A 19,465-nucleotide genomic window follows, 5' to 3' on the forward strand; every position below is an offset into this window, starting at 1 on the left:
TCGTCTGGTATGAGATTACAGTTATAGTCACAAGGCCGACCCGGCAACCGCTACAGCACCAGCCGCATCAGCGGCCGGCCAGCCTTGCGTTCGACAAGCCGCTCGAAGCCGGCCTTTTCGAACACACGCGACGAGCCGACGAACAGACCGATCGAACGCGAATCGCGCGACACATCGATCGGGCAGGCCTCGACCAGCCGCGCCTTGTTCCGGCGCGCAAAGGCGATGCCGCCCTCGACCAGACGGTGGCTGATCCCCCTGCCGCGTGCACTGGCGCGAATGAAGAAGCAGGAGATCGCCCAGACGCCGGGATCAGCGGCGTCCGACGGATCGACCGGCGCCGAGCCCCTGCCCCGATTGTTCCATTCGGGCACGTCGGCGCGTGGGCCGATCTGCATCCAGCCGACCGCCACGCCGTCCTCGAAGGCCAAAAGCCCCGGCGGCGGCCCGGTCTCGATCCGCGCCTTGATAAGATCTTTGTTGCGCTGCTTGTTGCTGGCGCGCCGCGCCGCCGGCGCCTGCCTGAAATAGGTGCACCAGCACCCGTAACAGGCGCCTTGCTTGCCGAAAAGATCCTCGAAATCCGCCCATAGGTCGGGCGCCAGCGGCGCTATGGTCGTGCTCATGAGTTCTCTCCCGGCTAACCGCTTGTGGCGGCTCCCGTCCTGACGTACCATTGCATTTGTTCTCTTTATGTTCGCAGCGATGGCGGCCCCTGTCAACAATCCCGAGCACGGTTTTTGCCGCGACTGCCTGACCCTTCAGCGCAGCGATGTCAGACGCTGCGAGCGCTGCGGCAGCCCGCGGCTTGCCCGCCATCCCGAACTCTACCGGCTGCATCTTGCCCATATCGATTGCGATGCCTTTTATGCGGCCATCGAAAAGCGCGACAACCCGGCGCTCAAGGACAAGCCGCTGATCATTGGCGGCGGCAAGCGTGGCGTCGTCTCCACCGCCTGCTACATCGCCCGCATCAAGGGCGTGCGCTCGGCGATGCCGATGTTCAAGGCGCTCGAAGCCTGCCCGGAAGCGATCGTCATCCCGCCCAATATGGAAAAATATGTCCGCGTCGGCCGCGAGGTGCGCGCGCTGATGCAGGCGCTGACGCCGCTGGTCGAGCCGCTCTCCATCGACGAGGCGTTTCTCGACCTTGCCGGCACCGAGCGCCTGCACGGCATGCCGCCGGCGGTGGTGCTGGCGCGCTTTGCGCGGACCGTCGAAAAGGAAATCGGCATCACCGTTTCGGCCGGCCTCTCCTACTGCAAGTTCCTGGCCAAGGTTGCGTCCGATTTCCGCAAGCCTCGCGGCCTTTCGGTGATCGGCGAGGCCGAGGCGATTGCGTTTCTGGCCGAGCAGCCGGTGACGTTGATCTGGGGCGTCGGCAAAGCGTTTGCCGCAACGCTTGAACGCGACGGCATCCGCACCATCGCCCAGCTGCAGCGCATGGAGCGCGCCGATCTGATGCGCCGCTATGGCGTGATGGGCACAAGGCTTTACCATCTGTCACGCGGCCAGGATGACCGCCGTGTCGACCCCGATCAGGATGCAAAAAGCGTCTCGGCCGAAACCACTTTCGACACCGATATAGCTGAGATGGACGAACTGGTCCCGGTGCTGCGGGGGTTGTCGGAAAAGGTTTCAGCCAGGCTGAAGAAGTCAGGCATTGCCGGGCGCACCGTGGTGCTGAAGCTGAAGACGCAGGACTTCAAGCTGCGCACCCGCAACCGCCAGCTCGGCGACCCGACAAGGCTGGCCGACCGCATCTTCCAGACCGGCCTCGACCTCCTGCGCAAGGAAGCGGACGGGACGAAATACCGGCTGCTCGGCATCGGTGTCAGCGATCTCTCGGATGACGAGAAGGCCGATCCGCCCGATCTTGTCGATGTCGGCTCGCGCAAGCGCGCCATGGCGGAAAGCGCAATCGACACGCTGCGGGACAAATTCGGCAAGAAGGCGGTGGAAACCGGCTACACCTTCGGAAAGGGCCGCAACGCCAACCCGCCCGAGCCGATCGAGGAGTAATACGGCTTAGATGCGCCGCAGATCGATGCGGCTCGTCACAACGCTCCTGCCGGTTTTCGGATCGACGTCGGTAACGGTCAACCGCATTCCGTCGCCGCTGGTTTTCTCGACCGTCAACCGCGCCTTGCGATCGCCATTGACCTCCGTCGCCCAGCTAATGCCGAGATTGATCGCGTTGCCCGAGCGGCTGCCGGCGAGCTGTGCCGGTCCGGTGCGCGATCCAACATAGACGCCGGTGTATTTCGCTCCGCTGGCCTTCAGATCCGCGCTGATGGCCCGCGTCACCACGACAAGACCACGGCAGTTGCCGTCAAGCGACAATGAGGTCGAGGTCGCGTCGGAATCGAAAGTACAGGAGACATTCACCGTCGGCGCGTCGGTGGTGACCTTGACAGTTCCCTTGCCGGAGAAATTCCCCTGCAAGGAACTCAGGAAATCAGCCTCGTCAGCATGGGCGTCCGCCGCAGCCATCAAGCAACCGGCAAGGACAAAGCATGCAAGTGATTTCATCATACTCTCCCCCGAGGGTGTTGGAGATGCTGCGCGTCCAGCGGAAACCGGCACCACGCAGACTTAGAACGCCTGCCCGCAAAACGGGTTCCGCTTTCAATAAGACTGTTTCTAACGTCGGTCCAATCGGCCCAGGGGCTGGCCCATTGGAATGCGTTGCTAGCGGTTGCGGCGGAAGCAACCTAGGTGCGGTTGAGATCAATGCGGCTTGTCACAACCGTCTTGCCAGTCTTGGGATCGACATCGATCACGGTAAGGCGCATGGCGTCGGCGCCGATCTTTTCGACAATCATCTGGGCGTCGCGATCGCCATTGACGATCTTTGCCCAGCGGATGTCGAGGTTGATTGCATCGCCGGTGCGGCTGCCGCTGAGCGCCGCCGGTCCGCTTTTGGAGCCGACATAGGTGCCGCTGTAGGTCGCTCCACTGATCGTCAGGTCGGCGCGGATTTCGCGCGTCATGATCATCATGGCACGGCAGGTGCCGTCCAGCGAGAGCGAGGTATCCGTGGTATCCGATTTGAAGGTGCAGGAAATGTTCATGACAGGTGAATTCGTCCTGATCCTGACAGTTCCCTTCCCGGCAAATTTTCCCTGCAACGAACTCAGAAAGCCCGCTTCGTCGGCATGTGCCGCCGGTGCTGACAACAGGCAGACGGCAATCAGCAACCCGACGACTGATTTCATCCAGAATCCCCTCTTGCGATCACAAAGGTGGCGACTCCCCGGGAACTGGCCGATGCTGGACTCAAACGAGCGCCCCGCCGGCAGGTTCCGCTTTCGACGTGACCGTTTTTTTACAACCGTTTTTTACAGCGCCCACTGGCCCAGTCGAATGCCTCGACTAACGGTTGCGGCGCGGCCGCCGTCTTGCGACATAGCGCCAATGGTCCCTGCTCCCTCGATCCCCAAAGCCGCCTTCTGGATGGCGCTGTCGATCGCCTCGTTCCTGGCGATGTCGGTCGCCGGCCGTGCAACCACCGCCGAGCTCAACGTCTTCCAGGTGCTCGAACTGCGCTCGGTGATCGGCTTTTTCATCCTTTTGCCGCTGGTGATGATATCAGGCGGTTTCTCGGCGATGCGCACGAAGCGGCCGCTTGCCCATATTGCCCGCAATGTCATCCACTATACCGGCCAGGCAGCGTGGCTCTATGCGCTGACGCTGATCCCGCTTGCGGTGCTGATCTCGATCGAGTTCACCACGCCGATCTGGACCGCCATCCTGGCCGTCAGCTTCCTTGGCGAAAAACTGTCGCGGCCAAGGCTGGCGGCGATTGTGCTCGGCCTGATCGGCGTGGTGGTCATCGTGCGCCCCGGCGTCGGATCTGTCGATCCCGGACACATTGTCGTGCTGGGCGCCGCTGTCTGTTTCGGCATCTCGGTGGTCATGGTCAAGTCGCTGACGCGGACCGACAGCGTCGTACGCATCATCTTCTGGATGCTGGTCATCCAGTCCGTGGTCGGCCTTCTGCCCGCGCTCTACGAGTGGCGCAATCCGCCGCTCGAACTGTGGCCGTGGATCATCCTGATCGCCTTCACCGGTATGTCGTCGCATTTCTGCATGGCCCGCGCGCTTGTCTATGCAGACGCAACCGTTATCTCGCCGATGGATTTCCTGCGCGTGCCGCTATCGGCGCTGATCGGCTGGCTGCTCTATCGCGAGCAAATCGACATTTTTACCGCCGCCGGCGCCCTCCTGATCCTGATGGGCAACCTGCTCAACCTGCAGCGGAAAGCGGAGCGGCCGGCGGAGGTCGCTGCCTCGGGATAGCGACAGACACCGAACCGTTCCGATGGGTTGAGGCCGGAGATTGCTCAGCTCTGCACCACCGCGCCGTCGGGCCCGACAAGGCGCCAGGCCGTGGCGGTGTCGTAGACGAACCGCTCCTCGGCGATCCGGTCGCCGCGCCAGCGCTGCAACGCCACCTCTTCCAGCCGCCGCACCGTTCCTGTCTTGTCGATCCTGTCGAAAGTCCAGCGGATGGCAACATGGTCGCCATCGACCAGGAATGTCTGGACCGGATGCGTGTGCATCCTCTCGATCCGGTCGAGCGCGGCCTGCTCATGCGCCATCAGCATTTCCTTGCCACGCCTCGGGACACCGAGATTCTCCTGCATTGTCGCATCGTCATGGTAGAAGTCGGCGATCGCCTTGACATGGCTGCCTTCGACCACCTCCTTGAGAAAGGCTTCGACGCGTTCGCGGCTGGGCATGATTGTGCGTTCCTTTGAAGTTCTTCAGAGCAATTCCAGGAAAAGTGTGAAACGGTTTTCCGTCCGGAATTGCGTCATGGGTGGCCTGAAGATCGGCTAAACGAGTTCCACCTCCACAACACCCGGCACCGCGCGCATGGCCGACGCGATTTGCGGCGAGATGCGGTAGCGGTTGGGCAATTCGATCTCGACCTCGCCCTGCCCGGCCTCTTTGATGAGCACGAAGCTGACCTGACCTTCGCCCTTCACCGCCAACTGGCCGGCCAGCATGTTGATCGGCGCGGCGTCACGCACAAAGATGCGCAGCGCCTTCTGGATGCGGCTTGCCTCGTCTTCCAGCGACTGCACCGTCTGGATGCGCAGATTGACGCCCTCAGGCCGGTCCTCGGCCGACACGGTGATTACCACCGAACGGCCAGGCTCGAGCAGGTCGCGATACTGCGCCAATCCTTCCGAAAACAGGACAGCTTCATACTGGCCAGATGTGTCGGAAAAGGCGATGACCCCCATCTTGTTGCCGGTGCGGGTCTTGCGTTCCTGCTTGGTGGTGACGGTGCCGGCAAGCCGCCCGGCGGCGGCACCGCGTTTCACCGCGGCCGAGAATTCGCCCCAGTTCTGCACCCGCATCTTCTGCAAAGCAGTCTTGTACTCATCGAGCGGATGCGCCGAGAGATAGAAGCCGACCACCTGGAATTCGCGATGCAGCCGGTCGGCGGCAAGCCAGGGATCGGTCTGCGGCAGATTGAGCGCCTGCTGCTGCGCGCCGAGCGACGCGCCGAAAATGTCGTGCTGGCCCGAAATCGCATTCTGCTGCGCCAGCGAGGCCAGCCCCATCATCCGTTCGACGCCGGCCATCATCTGGGCGCGGTCATGACCGAAACAGTCGAGCGCGCCGGCCATGATCAGGCTTTCGAAGACCCGCTTGCCGACTATCTTCGGATCGACCCGCTCGCAGAAGTCGGCAAGGTTCTTGAACGGCTTTTCGCCACGCATGGCGACGATGTGCTCGACCGCGGCATCGCCGACGCCCTTGAGCGCCGCCAGCGAGTAATAGATCCGGTTTTCGCCGACCTCGAAGTCGCGAAAACTCGACATCACCGACGGCGCCACCACCTCGATGCCTAGACGCAGGGCATCCTGGCGGAAATCGGCGAGCTTGTCGGTGTTGCCCATGTCGAGCGTCATCGACGCGGCCAGGAATTCGACCGGATAATGCGCCTTGAGATAGGCGGTCTGGTAGGAAACCACGGCGTAAGCCGCGGCGTGCGACTTGTTGAAGCCGTAGTCGGCGAACTTGGCAAGAAGGTCGAAGATGAAGTCGGCCTGCGGCTTGTTCACACCGCGCTCGACGGCGCCGGTGACGAAACGCTCGCGCTGTTTGTCCATCTCGGCGCGGATCTTCTTGCCCATGGCGCGGCGCAGAAGGTCGGCTTCGCCGAGCGAGTAGCCGGAAAGCTCCTGAGCGATCTGCATGACCTGTTCCTGGTAAACGATGACGCCTTGCGTCTCCTTCACCAGATGGTCGATCTTGGGATGGATCGAGGCCATCTCCTCCTCGCCATGCTTTCTGGCGTTGTAGGTCGGGATGTTCTCCATCGGGCCGGGGCGGTAGAGCGCCACCAGCGCGATGATGTCCTCGATGCAGTCGGGCCGCATGCCGATCAGCGCCTTGCGCATGCCGGCACTTTCCACCTGGAACACACCGACCACTTCGCCGCGCGACAGCATGGCGTAGGTTTCAGGGTCGTCGAGCGGGATCGTCGCCAGGTCGATCTCGATACCACGGCGGCGGATCAGTTTCACCGCCGTCTCCAGCACCGTCAGCGTCTTCAGGCCGAGGAAGTCGAATTTCACCAGCCCGGCCTGTTCGACATATTTCATGTTGAACTGGGTGACCGGCATGTCCGAGCGTGGATCGCGGTACATCGGCACCAGCTCCGACAACGGCCTGTCGCCGATAACGATGCCGGCAGCGTGCGTCGAAGCGTGGCGGTAGAGCCCTTCGAGTTTCTGCGCCATATCGAGCAGCGTCTGGACGATCGGCTCCTTCTCAGCCTCCTCGGCAAAGCGCGGCTCGTTGGCGATGGCGTCGGCGAGCTTGACCGGATTGGCCGGGTTCTGCGGCACCATTTTGGACAGCTTGTCGACCTGGCCGTAAGGCATCTGCAGCACGCGGCCGACGTCGCGCAGCACGGCGCGCGCCTGCAGCGTACCGAAGGTGATGATCTGCCCCACCTGGTCGCGGCCGTATTTCTGCTGGACGTAGCGGATCACCTCTTCGCGCCGGTCCTGGCAGAAGTCGATATCGAAGTCGGGCATCGACACGCGGTCGGGATTGAGGAAGCGCTCGAACAGCAGCGAGAAGCGCAACGGGTCGATGTCGGTGATGGTGGTGGAATAGGCAACCAGCGATCCGGCGCCCGAACCGCGGCCGGGCCCGACCGGAATGCCTTGCGCCTTCGCCCATTTGATGAAGTCGGCAACGATCAGGAAGTAGCCGGGGAACTTCATCTTCTCGATGATGGAAAGCTCGAAATCGAGCCGCTCGCGATACTGCTCGGCGGTATAGCCGGCAGTGGGTCCATGCGCCGCCAGCCGCGCGTCGAGCCCTTCATGGGCCTGGCGGCGCAATTCGTCTGCCTCGGCCTTCAGCGCCACCTCATTGTCAGCGACATCGCCGCCGGTAAAGCGCGGCAGGATCGGGTTGCGGTTCTTCGGATAATAGGAGCAGCGCAGCGCGATCTCGACGGTGTTGTCGATCGCTTCCGGCAGATCGGCGAACAGTCGTGCCATATCGGCCTGGCTGCGCAGGAAATTGTCTGGTGTCAGCCGGCGGCGGTTGTCGGCGGCAACGACCGAACCTTCGGCAATGGCGATCAGCGCGTCATGCGCGTCATAATCGTCGCGGGCGGAAAAGAACGCCTCATTGGTGGCAACCAGCGGCAGGTCATGGATATAGGCAAGATCGACCGATGATTTCTCGATGGCGCGGTCATAGCCGGACACGCGGTCCAGCTCGACATAGAGCCGGTCGCCAAACAGCGCCTTGAGCGCCAGCAACCTCGCTTCGGCGAGGTCGCGGCGGTCTTCCTTCAGCGCTCGGCCGATCGGACCGCGCGGCCCGCCGCTGAGGCAGATCAGGCCATCGCTATGGCCTTCCAGCATTGCTGACGTCAGATGCACGGGCTCGCCCGGCGGCGTCTCCAGATAGACCTGACTGACCAGCCTGACCAGATTGCCATAACCGGCCTCGGTGGCGGCCAGCAGCACCACGGCATGCATCTCCGGACCATGACGGCGGCGGTCGCGCTGCGCGTCGCTCGTCTCGCCGGAAAAAGCGAGATCGACCTGGCAGCCGATGATCGGCTGGATACCCTCCTTCACCGCCTTCTGTGCGAATTCCAGCGCGCCGAACAGATTGTTGGTATCGGTGACGGCGATTGCCGGGCACTCGTCCTTGACGGCATGACCGACAATGGCGGCGACCTGCAAGGCGCCTTCGAGCAGCGAGTAGGCCGAGTGCACGCGCAGATGGATGAACGGACGCGCCGGCGTCTCCGGGCGCGCGGCAGCAATCGCTGCTTCGCGCTTCAGAGGATCGCGTGGAAGTTTGTCGTCCGCCATGATTTCTCGCGCTGCCTGGGGCTTTGAGTCGATGGAGACGTATTGTCCCGGACCGGGCTATGCCAGTCCAGCACAAACGACCACCGATCACAGACTTCCAGCCTGCTCAGGCGAATTCCATGATCACCGCGTCCACCGCCAGGCTGTCGCCCGGCTTGGCGTTGAGTTTCGATACGACAAGATCTCGGTCGGCGCGCAGCACGTTTTCCATTTTCATTGCCTCGACCACGGCCAGCGTCTCGCCGGTCTTGACCTCCTGGCCCTCGACGACCGCAATCGACACGACCAGCCCCGGCATCGGGCAAAGCAGCATCTTGGACGTGTCCGGCGCCAGCTTTTCCGGCATCAGCTTTTCCAGCGCGGCCGTGCGCGGCAACATGGCGCGTGCCATCACCGACATGCCCTTCCAGGCGATGCGTAGACCGTTCGGCAGCGGCCTGATCTGCGCGGTGATCTTGCGGGCACCGACCGTGCCGCGCCAGATCAGATCGCCCGGCCGCCAGTCGGACGTCACCGTCAGCGCCTTGCCGCCATCGACCGACAGGTCGATTTCCATCGGAATGGAGATCATGCCCTCGGTCATCGAAACCTGGAGATAGTCCTCGCCGATCTTCACCACCCAGTCACGCTTGAGCGCCCCCGAATGCGGCGCCAGTCGCCCGCTTAAGCGATCGAGCCGGTCGCGGCGCAAAAGCTCGACAGCCGTGGCGATCGCCGTCAGCACCGCCTTTTCGTCAGCGTCCGGAACGATCGGCGCAAAACCGTCAGGATATTCCTCGGCAATAAAGCCCGTCGATATCCGCCCTTCGCGCCAGCGCGGATGCTGCATCAGTGCTGCCAGGAACGGAATGTTGTGCTCGATACCGTCGACGACGAAACTGTCCAACGCTTCCGACATGGCGTCGATCGCCGCCAGCCGCGTCGGCGCCCAGGTGCAGAGCTTGGCCACCATCGGGTCATAAAACATAGAAATCTCGGAGCCTTCGGTGACGCCGGTGTCGTTGCGGATGACGATGTCGCCGAACGTGCCCTCCTCCGGCGGCCGGTAACGTGTCAACCGACCGATCGACGGCAGGAAATTGCGATAGGGATCTTCGGCATAGAGGCGGCTTTCCACCGCCCAGCCGTTCAGCTTGACGTCGCTCTGCTTCAAAGCCAGCTTTTCGCCGGCGGCAACGCGGATCATCTGCTCGACCAGATCGATACCGGTGACGAGCTCCGTCACCGGATGCTCGACCTGCAATCTCGTATTCATTTCAAGGAAATAGAAGTTCTTTTCAGCGTCGACGATGAACTCGACGGTGCCAGCGCTCTGATAGTCGACCGCCCGAGCCAGCGCGACTGCCTGCTCGCCCATGGCCTTCCTGGTCTTGGCATCGAGAAACGGCGAAGGCGCCTCTTCGGCGACCTTCTGGTTGCGGCGCTGGATCGAGCACTCGCGCTCGCCGAGATAGAGCGCAGTGCCATGCGCGTCGGCCAGTACCTGGATCTCGATATGGCGCGGATCGACGACGAATTTCTCGATGAAGACGCGGTCGTCGCCGAACGAGCTTTTGGCTTCGGAACGCGCCCGGTCGAAACCGTCGCGCACTTCCGATTGGCTCCAGGCGATGCGCATGCCCTTGCCGCCGCCACCGGCCGAAGCCTTGATCATCACGGGATAGCCGATTTCGCCGGCTATTCTTTCGGCATGGTCGGCGTTTTCGATGACGCCGAGCCAGCCGGGCACCGTGGAAACCTTCGCAGCATTGGCAAACTTCTTCGATTCGATCTTGTCGCCCATCGCCTTGATCGCCCTGGGCTTCGGACCGATAAAGACGATGCCGTCGGCCTCAAGCGCCTCGCAGAAGGCCGCACGCTCCGAGAGAAAGCCGTAGCCGGGATGCACGGCCTGAGCCCCTGTTTCCTTGCAGGCGGCGATGATCTTTTCCGGCAGGAGATAGCTCTGCGCGGCTGGCGAGGGCCCGATATTCACAGCTTCGTCGGCCATTTCGACATGCACGGCGTCGCGATCGGCGTCGGAATAGACCGCGACGGTGGCGATGCCCATCTTGCGCGCCGTCTTGATCACGCGGCAAGCGATCTCGCCGCGATTGGCGATCAGGATTTTCGTGAACATGCAGACGTCGTTCCTCCGGCGAAGCCGTCCTGTTCTATGGACAATTCCGGCGCGTCTCAAGGGGCTGGCCTGGGGGGTGTGCGGGGCCGAACAAGTTCAATTTCTATCGACTTTCACGTGGGCAGGTTAAAGAATAGGCGATAGTGGTGTTTCGGGATCCACAGAAGAGACGGCAGACAAATTTCAATGGCCAAAATAGCAAAATGGCTGGCAGTCTTGGCGATCAGCATCACCCTGGCGATACCGGCATTTGTAATACTGATCAATTTTGCTGGAATTGGACTGAATGCCGCGCTTTCCAGCTATTTCGCGCCTCGGATGAGGCAAGATTCGGCAGGGCAGACGAAAGATGCGCCCGCGGATGGCAAATACAAAAATGTCTACAATCCCAAGAGCGGATATGCCTTGTCGTCTATCGAGCATTTCAACGAGTTCGACAGGCTGCGGGTGGCCAGCATCCAGCTTGTCTTGGACGCCAGCCTCTTTCAAGGCTCCACTGCATCGAGCAAGAAATCCGCGGCCCGGATCGCAGCGCTCGAATATGCGCGGAACGAATGCCAGGAATTATTGAAGACCTTCGCCGAGAAATGCCGGGTATCGGACACGTCCGCCGACCTCTGGACAGGCAAAACGGCCATGATCCGGTTTAGCCTTCAGTTTGTGCAAAAAGGCGATTTCGGGACCGTCGCCAAGAGTGAAAAATTGATCGCCAACACGATCTCGTTCAGATACCAGGACGATGGCGATGTGAGGTTCTCCTTGATCGATCCGCAGCCTGCCAGGAAGAAGCGCGCGGAAATCTATCAGGCGATCTACAAGGACTGCGCCGCTGTCAAAGAGCAGTATGGAAACTGTTCTATCTACACGGTTTCAATTCAATCGGACCCGGTGGGCAAGGAAGGCCAGCAAAGCGCCATCGTTTCGGGGTCTTCCTCGCAGGCGGTCATCCAGCCCATGGAAGATTAAGCTTACAGCCACCCCTGGCATTGCAATTTGCTGCGCGTCGCAGCATTGAGTATGCATTCAAAAAATGAAACCTTGAATGCCTGGGAGGGATCTGTCCGATGAAAACTCGCGCCGCTGTTGCTGTCGCTGCCGGAAAGCCGCTGGAGATCATGGAGGTCGACCTCGACGGACCGCGCGAAGGCGAGGTCCTGGTGGAGATCAAGGCGACCGGCATTTGCCACACCGACGAGTTCACACTCTCGGGCGCCGACCCTGAAGGCCTGTTCCCGGCGATCCTCGGCCATGAAGGCGCCGGCATCGTCGTCGATGTCGGCAAGGGCGTCACTTCGGTCAAGAAGGGCGACCATGTCATCCCGCTCTACACGCCCGAATGCCGGCAGTGCCCGTCCTGCCTGTCGCGCAAGACCAACCTCTGCACCGCCATCCGCGCCACCCAGGGCCAAGGCCTGATGCCGGACGGTTCGTCGCGCTTCTCGATCGGCAAGGACAAGATTTTTCACTATATGGGGTGCTCGACCTTCTCCAACTTCACCGTGCTGCCCGAGATCGCGGTGGCCAAGGTCAACCCGGACGCCCCTTTCGACAAGATCTGCTACATCGGCTGCGGCGTCACCACCGGCATCGGCGCTGTCATCAACACTGCCAAGGTCGAGCAAGGCGCGACCGCCGTTGTCTTCGGTCTCGGCGGCATCGGCTTGAACGTCATCCAGGGCCTGAAGCTCGCCGGCGCCGACATGATCATCGGCGTTGATCTCAACAACGAGAAGAAGGCATGGGGCGAGCGCTTCGGCATGACGCATTTCGTCAACCCGAAGGAGGTCGACGGCGACATCGTCCCTCACCTCGTCAACATGACCAAGCGCGGCGCTGACCAGATCGGCGGCGCCGACTACACATTCGACTGCACCGGCAACACCAAGGTGATGCGCCAGGCGCTGGAAGCCTCGCATCGCGGCTGGGGCAAGTCGGTCATCATCGGCGTCGCAGGCGCTGGGCAGGAAATTTCGACCCGGCCGTTCCAGCTGGTCACCGGACGAACATGGATGGGCACCGCCTTCGGCGGCGCGCGCGGCCGCACCGACGTGCCGAAAATCGTCGACTGGTACATGGACGGCAAGATCCAGATCGACCCGATGATCACCCATTTGCTGAAGCTGGAAGACATCAACAAGGGCTTCGACCTCATGCATCAGGGCAAGTCGATCCGAAGCGTAGTGGTTTACTGAGGAGAAAAGCCGCCGACCGAAGGGCCAGCGACTGAAGTTGCACGGGTTCAACAAGGGAGGAAGACAATGCCGGAAAAACTGCATCCGAAAATCGACAACGGTTTGCCAAAGGAAAGCGCAAGCTTTGCCGGCGGCACGCTGGTCTGCGCTTGCACCAGCAAGCCGGTGAAGGTGAAGGTCAAGGGCCAGATCGCCCACAACCATGCATGCGGCTGCACCAAGTGCTGGAAGCCTGAGGGCGCTGTGTTCTCGGTCGTGGCCGTCGCCGGCACCGGCGATGTCACCGTCACCGAGAACGGCGACAAGCTGAAAGTGGTCGACCCCTCGGCACTGATCCAGCGCCATGCCTGCACCGGCTGCGGCGTCCACATGCACGGCCCGGTCGAACGCGACCATCCGTTCAAGGGCCTGTCCTTCATCCATCCCGAGCGTTTTGAGGAAGATGGCTGGTCACCGCCCGGCTTCACCGCTTTCGTCTCGTCGATCATCGAATCCGGTGTCGATCCGAAGCGCATGGACGGCATTCGCTCCCAGTTGAAGTCGATCGGGCTCGAACCCTATGACTGCCTCAACCCCGGCCTGATGGATTATATCGCCACCTGGACGGCGAAGAAGTCCGGCGCGCTGCCGGCCTGACAGTAAGAGATTTCTGGCATGGGGCCGGGTAACATGCCGGCCCCATGTTCGTTTCGGAGAGACAATGCCTGCACCCGCCATCTACGTTGACGCCGACGCCTGCCCGGTGAAAGCCGAGGTCGAAAGGGTCGCCGAGCGCCATGGCGTCGTCGTCACTTACGTCTCCAATGGCGGGCTGCGTCCCTCTCGCGATCCGATGATCCGCAATGTCGTCGTCTCCAAGGGAGCCGACGCGGCTGACGACTGGATCGTGGACAACGCGAAATCCAACGACATCGTGATCACAGCTGACATCCCGCTTGCCGCCCGCGCGGTGGCGCTGGGCGCCCATGTGCTTGGGCCGACCGGGCGGCCGTTCACGCCGGAAACCATCGGCATGGCGGTGGCGATGCGCGACCTTAAGCAGCATTTGCGCGAGACCGGCGAGAGCAAGGGCTACAATGCCAGCTTTGCGCCGCAGGACCGCTCGCGCTTTCTCGGCGAACTCGACCGCATCTTGCGGCGCGCGCTGAAATCCGTCACACCGGGCTAGAGCAATTTCGGGAGTGTGTAGCGGTTTTCCCGGGAAAAGCGCGTAGTGCTTTCCCTTGGGAATTGCGTCAAAACAAAAAGATAGAGCGGTTCGCGGTTTCCGTGAAACGGTGAACCGATCCAGAAACGGCACCCGGGCCATGGCGACAGACATCCCGATCACAAACCCGCTGCACCGGCACAAGCAATTCCTGGTGTCGGCCTGTGTCGGCCTGCCGGCGCTGGTGATCGCGCTGATCGTGGGCGCGCCGCTTGCCTATTCGATTTCGATTGCCGCCGACGCCTTCTTCGTCGTCTTCATTGCGCTGGTCATCGCCAAGATGCCGCTGCTGTCTGGCCGCTATCTCAGCAAGAACGCGCGCGAGGTCGACCTGCCGGTGCTGGGCATCTTCGCCATCACGCTCGGCGTCGTCGGCATCGCCATCGTCCTGTTGTTCCTGCTGATCAACCACAAGGACCGCGACCCCATCGAGCTGGGTATCGCGATGCTGTCTGTCCCGCTTGGCTGGTTCACTATCCATGCCATGGCCGCACTTCACTATGCCCACGTCTACTGGATGGACGGCGACGCAATCGATACCGAAACCAGGAAGAAAATGCCGGTCGGCGGCCTCGATTTTCCCGGCAGCAAACGGCCAGAAGGCTGGGATTTCCTCTATTTCGCCACGGTGATCGGCATGACGGCGCAGACCGCAGACACGGCGATCACGACCTCGCACATGCGCCGCGTCGTGCTTGTCCACTCGATTCTGTCGTTCTTCTTCAACACGGTCATCGTCGCCGCCGTCGTCAATCTCGCGGTCAGTCTCGGCAACCCATAGCAATCCGCGCCCGTAATAAAAACGTGATCGCATGAAACATCGCTTTCGATAGCGACGTATTGGAAGGACAAGGACGAGCGCGGCCATGCCAGGATCGCGCAGACGAAAGGCAAGGAAAAGGATGAATACCGTTGCCATGAGCCAGACTGGCTTCGATAGCGCCGCTCCGAAGGATACGACGCTCATCTACCGGCAATCGCGCTGGACGCGTCTGACGCACTGGCTGTGGGCCATTTCGCTGTTCTTCATGCTCTTGTCCGGCCTGCAGATCTTCGGCGCCCGCCCGCAGCTCTATATCGGTAAACAGTCGGGCTTCGGCTACAACAACACCGTCTTTGCCATCGGCGCCGAGAACACCGCGACCGGGCCTCGCGGCTACACCGAAATCTTCGGCCATCGCTTCGACACCACCGGCGTGCTCGGCTGGTCGGGCCCGGCCGGTCAGGAAACCTCGCGCGCCTTCCCGTCCTGGGCGACGATCCCGTCCTACTACGACCTCGGCACCGCCCGCGTCGTGCATTTCTTCTTCGCCTGGATACTGACCACCACTTTGGTCGTCTGGCTGGTCGCCAGCCTGGTCAACGGCCATCTGCGCCGCGATCTGGCGCCGCGACTGGACGACCTCAAGCGGCTGCCGCAGGACATTATCGACCACGCCAAGCTCAGGTTTCACCACACGCGCGAATACAACACGCTGCAGAAAATGGCCTATGGCGGCGTGCTGTTCGTGCTGTTGCCGCTGATGATCATTACCGGCCTTGCCATGTCGCCGAGCATGAATTCGGTGCTGCCGTGGCTTAACGAGGTGCTCGGCGGCCGGCAGACGGCGCGCACCATCCATTTCACGGTGATGGTGCTGCTGGTCGGGTTTTTCATCATCCACATGCTGATGATCCTCGCTGCCGGCCCCATCAACGAACTGCGCTCGATCATCACCGGCTGGTACCGCACCGACCCGCCGGCGCATGGCAACGAAGCCTCGGAGAGGAGCGCCTGACATGGCCAAATTCCAGATCAGCCGCAGAAAGTTCCTGACCGGCGCCAGCCTCGGCGTTTCCGGCATCATGCTGTCGGGCTGCGATGCGTTCGACAGCCAGCTCGGCATGGGCGACGGCCTGCGCAGCTTCCTCGAAAATGCCAACGGCCTGACCTATCGCGCGCAGCGCTGGCTAGCCGGCCGCGACGCGCTGGCGCCGGAATTCACCGAGGCTGACATTCGTCAGCCGCAGCGCCCGAACGGCGTCACCGCTCCCGACGACGACACCTACAAAGGCCTGCTCGCCAACAATTTCGCGGACTGGCGGCTGGAGGTGACGGGCTTGGTCGAAAAGCCGCTGTCGCTGAGCCGCGAGCAGCTGCAGAACATGCCGAGCCGCACCCAGATCACCCGGCATGATTGCGTCGAAGGCTGGAGCTGCATTGCCAAATGGACCGGAACGCCGCTGTCGCTGGTTCTCGACCAGGCAGTGGTCAAGCCTGAGGCCCGCTACGTCATGTTCCACTGCCTCGACACGATCGACCGTTCTCTCTCCGGCGAGATCAAATATTACGGAACCATCGACCTGATCGATGCTCGCCATCCGCAGACGATTCTGGCCTACGGGGTCAACGGCAAGCCGCTGCCGGTCGAGAACGGCGCGCCGCTGCGCGTCCGCGTCGAACGCCAGCTCGGCTACAAGATGCCGAAATACCTATACAAGATCGAGTTGGTCGACAGTTTCGCCAATGTCGGTGGCGGCCGCGGCGGCTACTGGGAAGACAATGGCTACGACTGGTATGGCGGTATCTGAACGTCACGCCGCAAATGCCGATCGGCCCGTGGAAGGCCACGAGCCGACTGGACCCTTTCGAAACAGATAGGTATTTTCCGGCCTGCCAAAATCCAGCGGCGACGCCTCCCGGTCAGGCAACCTTGTCGAGCAGCGGCTTCAGCGCCGGATGGATCTCCGTCGAAGCGTGCTTGATCAGCGTCAGCAACGCACGCTCATTGTCATGCAGCGGACGGCCGGTGCCGATGCGCTCGGCCAGCCCATTTCGCCTCGCCGAGATCGATCGTCTCGGCGCGGCGGGCGAGCGCCTCGGCGGCCCGGTTCTTCGATTCCCACTCGGCCTCGATATCACCGGGCGAGCGATAGGCTTCCATGATGCCGGCGAGCCCGCCCGACACCATGCGGCTGAAAAAGCAGCCAATCTCAGGCTCGGCCTGTTCGAAGAAACTGTCACGGCGCAAGGCAGCCTCGCGCGTCGGCGCTTCGTAGCCGGCCGAACACATGACGAAATTGGCGAGCGCCTTGACGAACAGCTCGTTCCAGGACGGATCATTGTCGCCCGCCGCCGTCTGCTCGTTGATCCTGAACAGCACTTCGGCCTCGGCGCGGGTGATGGCGATGTTGCCGTCGCCGCCATAGGCATAGAGGATGCGGCGCAACAGGTCGACCTCGGCCTTGGCGACCAGCCCGGGAACCAGCGCACCGCCTGAAATCAGCGGCCCCTTGCCGTCGACCACGGCATGGGCGACCTGCCCCAGCGCAAAAGCGGAGAGTCGGCCAGGCGACGATTTCGCCCTCTCCAGCACATGCACCAGCAACTCAAGCTCGGTCAGGCTGTCGACCATGCCGTCACGCGAGATGGTGCTCACCAGCCAGTTGGCATTGTCCTCCGAGATATAGCCGGCAGGCTTTTCCTGGTGGACGATGTAATCGGTGACGGCCTCGACGAGAAATTCAGGCCATTCCTGGCATTTGTCCGTCGCCGCTGTGTCGAGCGCGAACAGCGCTTCGGCCTCGCCGCGTGTCACCACGCCATCGGAAAACACTTCGCGACGCAGCATGACGACGTCTTCCGCCGAGATGCGGTCCTTCGAGGCCAGCCCCGCCACCGGCGCGCTCCCGATCCGTTCGCCCATCTGTCAGTCCCCGTCCGCTGTGCCCAACACAATTGCCGGCCAAGCTATCAGCAATGTCTTGAAAAACCGGCAAACGGCGTGGTTAGCGAAGACTTGTCGCTGACAGGTGACAAGGTGTCGCCAACAAGCTATGGATGGCGCGTCGAGGGCTCAGTTCTGAGTCCTACCTGTTTGCGGGAGAGAGCAGCGCGAGCTGCCGCCGAAGGGGAAATCGCCCGAAATCTCTCAGGCAAAAGAACCGTAGACGGGAAAGACACTCTGGAAAGTCGGGGCTTGCCCCCGCGCCGAAGGTGTAAGCGTCGCCGACAGAGTTCCGGTTGCGCGAGTCTCTCAGGCTTCAGACAGAGGGGCACGGACTGGTCGCATCAGCGGCCGATTGCGTGCGACTCTGGAGATAACATGACGGGCGACGACACCAAACACCTTCCCCTCGAGGATCTGCACACCGCCGCCGGCGCGCGCTTTGGCGCCTTTGCCGGCTGGTCGATGCCGCTGACCTATCCGGCCGGCGTCATGAAGGAGCACCTTCACGCCCGCGAACATGCCGGCCTGTTCGATATTTCGCACATGAAGCTGTTCGAGGTCAGCGGACCGGGCGCTGCGGCACTTCTCAACCGCGCCTGCCCGCTCGATGCCGGCGCGCTCGACATTTCCCAGTCCAAATACACTTTCTTCCTCAATGAGGCCGCCGGGATCATCGACGATCTGATCGTCACCCGCCTCGGCGATACCAGGTTCATGGTGGTCGCCAATGCCGGCAATGCCATCGAGGACGAAAAGCATCTGCGCACGCTGGCGGCGGATTTCGATGTGACGGTCGATGCGCTCGACCGCGTCTTTCTCGCCATCCAGGGGCCGGAAGCCTGGGCCGCCCTCTCCCGCGCCGGCATCGAGACCGGCTCGCTGCTGTTCATGCACGGCATCGAGCCGAAGCAGAACTGGTTCATGAGCCGCTCCGGCTATACCGGCGAGGACGGCTTCGAGATCGGCCTGCCGGAAGCGGATGCGCGCGCCTTGGTCGCGAAACTGGTCGAGGATGAGCGCGTGCTGTGGATCGGCCTCGCCGCTCGCGACTCGCTGCGGCTGGAAGCCGGCCTCTGCCTGCATGGCCAGGACATCACGCCGGAGATCGATCCGGCCAGCGCCGGCCTGATGTGGGCAGTCCCTAGGGATATCAGAGCGACCGGTTCCTTCGTCGGGGCCGATGCGCTGCGGGCGATCGTGGAGCGTGGCCCGTCGCAAAAGCGCGTCGGCCTGAAGCCGGACGGCCGTCAGCCGGTGCGCGCCGGTGCTGCCCTGTTCGATGCCGATGGCAATCCGGCCGGCCACGTCACCTCGGGCGGGTTCGGCCCTTCGGCGAGCCATCCCGTCGCAATGGGCTATGCCACAACGGCATTGGCCAAGCCTGGCACGAAACTCTTCGCCGATGTTCGCGGGACAAAAATCCCGATTGATATCAGCTCCTTGCCCTTCACTCCTCATCGCTACCGCAAAGGATAAATCCCGATGGCAAAAACCTATTTCACCGCAGATCATGAATGGCTGAGCGTCGAGGGCGGCATCGCCACCGTCGGGATCACTGACTATGCGCAGGAACAGCTCGGCGATCTCGTCTTCGTCGAACTGCCTCAAATCGGCACGAAGCTGAGCAAGGGCGATACCGCCGTGGTCGTCGAATCCGTCAAGGCGGCCTCCGACGTCTATGCCCCGGTCGATGGCGAGATCACCGACGCCAACGGCACGCTGTCGTCCGACCCGTCGCTGGTCAACTCGGCAGCGACCGGCGACGGCTGGTTGTGGAAGATGAAGCTCGCCGACGAAGGCCAGCTCGCCGGCCTTATGGATGAGGCCGCCTACAAAGCCCATATCGGTTGATATCAGGACCTATTGCC

Annotated in this window: 17 protein-coding genes, 1 pseudogene and 1 riboswitch; of the genes and pseudogenes, 11 read left to right on the forward strand and 7 right to left on the reverse strand. The window is 62.3% G+C overall.

Annotated elements, in window-relative coordinates:
- Positions 1 to 50: 50 nt before the first annotated feature.
- Complete coding sequence (locus ACWGTO_RS06905; RefSeq protein WP_454574122.1) at positions 51 to 626, reverse strand: N-acetyltransferase family protein; 576 nt, start codon at positions 624 to 626, stop codon at positions 51 to 53.
- Between the two features lie 67 nt (positions 627 to 693).
- On the opposite strand from ACWGTO_RS06905, the gene ACWGTO_RS06910 reads away from it, so the two are divergent.
- Positions 694 to 2,022, forward strand: a complete 1,329-nt coding sequence (locus ACWGTO_RS06910) for a DNA polymerase IV (RefSeq protein ID WP_454574123.1) — start codon at positions 694 to 696, stop codon at positions 2,020 to 2,022.
- A gap of 6 nt (positions 2,023 to 2,028) precedes the next feature.
- Here the strand turns inward: ACWGTO_RS06910 and ACWGTO_RS06915 are convergent, their stop codons facing one another.
- Together ACWGTO_RS06915 and ACWGTO_RS06920 are read right to left on the reverse strand one after the other, a co-directional pair.
- On the reverse strand, positions 2,029 to 2,532 hold the full coding sequence (locus ACWGTO_RS06915) for a hypothetical protein (protein WP_454574124.1): 504 nt from the start codon (positions 2,530 to 2,532) through the stop codon (positions 2,029 to 2,031).
- A 182-nt stretch (positions 2,533 to 2,714) separates the two neighbouring features.
- The gene (locus ACWGTO_RS06920) at positions 2,715 to 3,218 is read right to left on the reverse strand and encodes a hypothetical protein (protein WP_454574125.1); all 504 of its coding nucleotides are present in this window, start codon (positions 3,216 to 3,218) and stop codon (positions 2,715 to 2,717) included.
- A 199-nt stretch (positions 3,219 to 3,417) separates the two neighbouring features.
- Here ACWGTO_RS06920 and ACWGTO_RS06925 point away from each other — a divergent pair, with 199 nt between their 5' ends.
- A complete protein-coding gene (locus ACWGTO_RS06925; RefSeq protein WP_454574126.1) occupies positions 3,418 to 4,302 on the forward strand; it encodes a DMT family transporter in 885 nt (294 codons plus the stop codon).
- Positions 4,303 to 4,346: 44 nt separating this feature from the next.
- Here ACWGTO_RS06925 and ACWGTO_RS06930 read toward each other — a convergent pair whose 3' ends face one another.
- From ACWGTO_RS06930 to ACWGTO_RS06940, 3 genes are all read right to left on the reverse strand, one after another.
- Positions 4,347 to 4,745 carry a nuclear transport factor 2 family protein gene (locus ACWGTO_RS06930; protein WP_454574127.1) on the reverse strand — a complete coding sequence of 133 codons (399 nt, stop codon included), beginning with the start codon at positions 4,743 to 4,745 and terminating at the stop codon, positions 4,347 to 4,349.
- A 96-nt stretch (positions 4,746 to 4,841) separates the two neighbouring features.
- On the reverse strand, positions 4,842 to 8,369 hold the full coding sequence (gene dnaE, locus ACWGTO_RS06935; protein ID WP_454574128.1) for a DNA polymerase III subunit alpha: 3,528 nt from the start codon (positions 8,367 to 8,369) through the stop codon (positions 4,842 to 4,844).
- Between the two features lie 106 nt (positions 8,370 to 8,475).
- The gene (locus tag ACWGTO_RS06940; RefSeq protein ID WP_454574129.1) at positions 8,476 to 10,488 is read right to left on the reverse strand and encodes an acetyl-CoA carboxylase biotin carboxylase subunit; all 2,013 of its coding nucleotides are present in this window, start codon (positions 10,486 to 10,488) and stop codon (positions 8,476 to 8,478) included.
- A gap of 186 nt (positions 10,489 to 10,674) precedes the next feature.
- Between ACWGTO_RS06940 and ACWGTO_RS06945 the strand changes: the two genes are divergently transcribed.
- From ACWGTO_RS06945 to ACWGTO_RS06975, 7 genes are all read left to right on the forward strand, one after another.
- Positions 10,675 to 11,454, forward strand: a complete 780-nt coding sequence (locus ACWGTO_RS06945) for a hypothetical protein (protein WP_454574130.1) — start codon at positions 10,675 to 10,677, stop codon at positions 11,452 to 11,454.
- Between the two features lie 98 nt (positions 11,455 to 11,552).
- Entirely contained in the window at positions 11,553 to 12,680 is a 1,128-nt protein-coding gene (locus ACWGTO_RS06950) for an S-(hydroxymethyl)glutathione dehydrogenase/class III alcohol dehydrogenase (RefSeq protein ID WP_454574131.1), read from the forward strand.
- A gap of 66 nt (positions 12,681 to 12,746) precedes the next feature.
- The gene (gene gfa / locus ACWGTO_RS06955; protein WP_454574132.1) at positions 12,747 to 13,316 is read left to right on the forward strand and encodes an S-(hydroxymethyl)glutathione synthase; all 570 of its coding nucleotides are present in this window, start codon (positions 12,747 to 12,749) and stop codon (positions 13,314 to 13,316) included.
- Between the two features lie 64 nt (positions 13,317 to 13,380).
- Positions 13,381 to 13,848 carry a YaiI/YqxD family protein gene (locus ACWGTO_RS06960; RefSeq protein WP_454574133.1) on the forward strand — a complete coding sequence of 156 codons (468 nt, stop codon included), beginning with the start codon at positions 13,381 to 13,383 and terminating at the stop codon, positions 13,846 to 13,848.
- A gap of 139 nt (positions 13,849 to 13,987) precedes the next feature.
- Positions 13,988 to 14,668, forward strand: coding sequence for a DUF1345 domain-containing protein (locus ACWGTO_RS06965; RefSeq protein ID WP_454574134.1), 681 nt, complete (start codon positions 13,988 to 13,990; stop codon positions 14,666 to 14,668).
- Positions 14,669 to 14,789: 121 nt separating this feature from the next.
- A complete protein-coding gene (locus ACWGTO_RS06970; protein ID WP_454574135.1) occupies positions 14,790 to 15,665 on the forward strand; it encodes a cytochrome b/b6 domain-containing protein in 876 nt (291 codons plus the stop codon).
- Position 15,666: 1 nt separating this feature from the next.
- Entirely contained in the window at positions 15,667 to 16,458 is a 792-nt protein-coding gene (locus ACWGTO_RS06975) for a molybdopterin-binding protein (RefSeq protein WP_454574136.1), read from the forward strand.
- 112 nt (positions 16,459 to 16,570) lie between these two features.
- Here ACWGTO_RS06975 and ACWGTO_RS06980 read toward each other — a convergent pair.
- Positions 16,571 to 17,573, reverse strand: a pseudogene (locus tag ACWGTO_RS06980) (hypothetical protein).
- A 164-nt stretch (positions 17,574 to 17,737) separates the two neighbouring features.
- Positions 17,738 to 17,824: riboswitch (glycine riboswitch) on the forward strand.
- 148 nt (positions 17,825 to 17,972) lie between these two features.
- Between ACWGTO_RS06980 and gcvT the strand changes: the two are divergent.
- Both gcvT and gcvH read left to right on the forward strand, forming a co-directional pair.
- Positions 17,973 to 19,073, forward strand: coding sequence for a glycine cleavage system aminomethyltransferase GcvT (gene gcvT, locus ACWGTO_RS06985; protein WP_454574137.1), 1,101 nt, complete (start codon positions 17,973 to 17,975; stop codon positions 19,071 to 19,073).
- A 6-nt stretch (positions 19,074 to 19,079) separates the two neighbouring features.
- Positions 19,080 to 19,448 carry a glycine cleavage system protein GcvH gene (gcvH, locus tag ACWGTO_RS06990; RefSeq protein WP_454574138.1) on the forward strand — a complete coding sequence of 123 codons (369 nt, stop codon included), beginning with the start codon at positions 19,080 to 19,082 and terminating at the stop codon, positions 19,446 to 19,448.
- The last annotated feature ends 17 nt before the right edge of the window (positions 19,449 to 19,465 follow it).

Source organism: Mesorhizobium sp. PL10, from assembly GCF_053714315.1.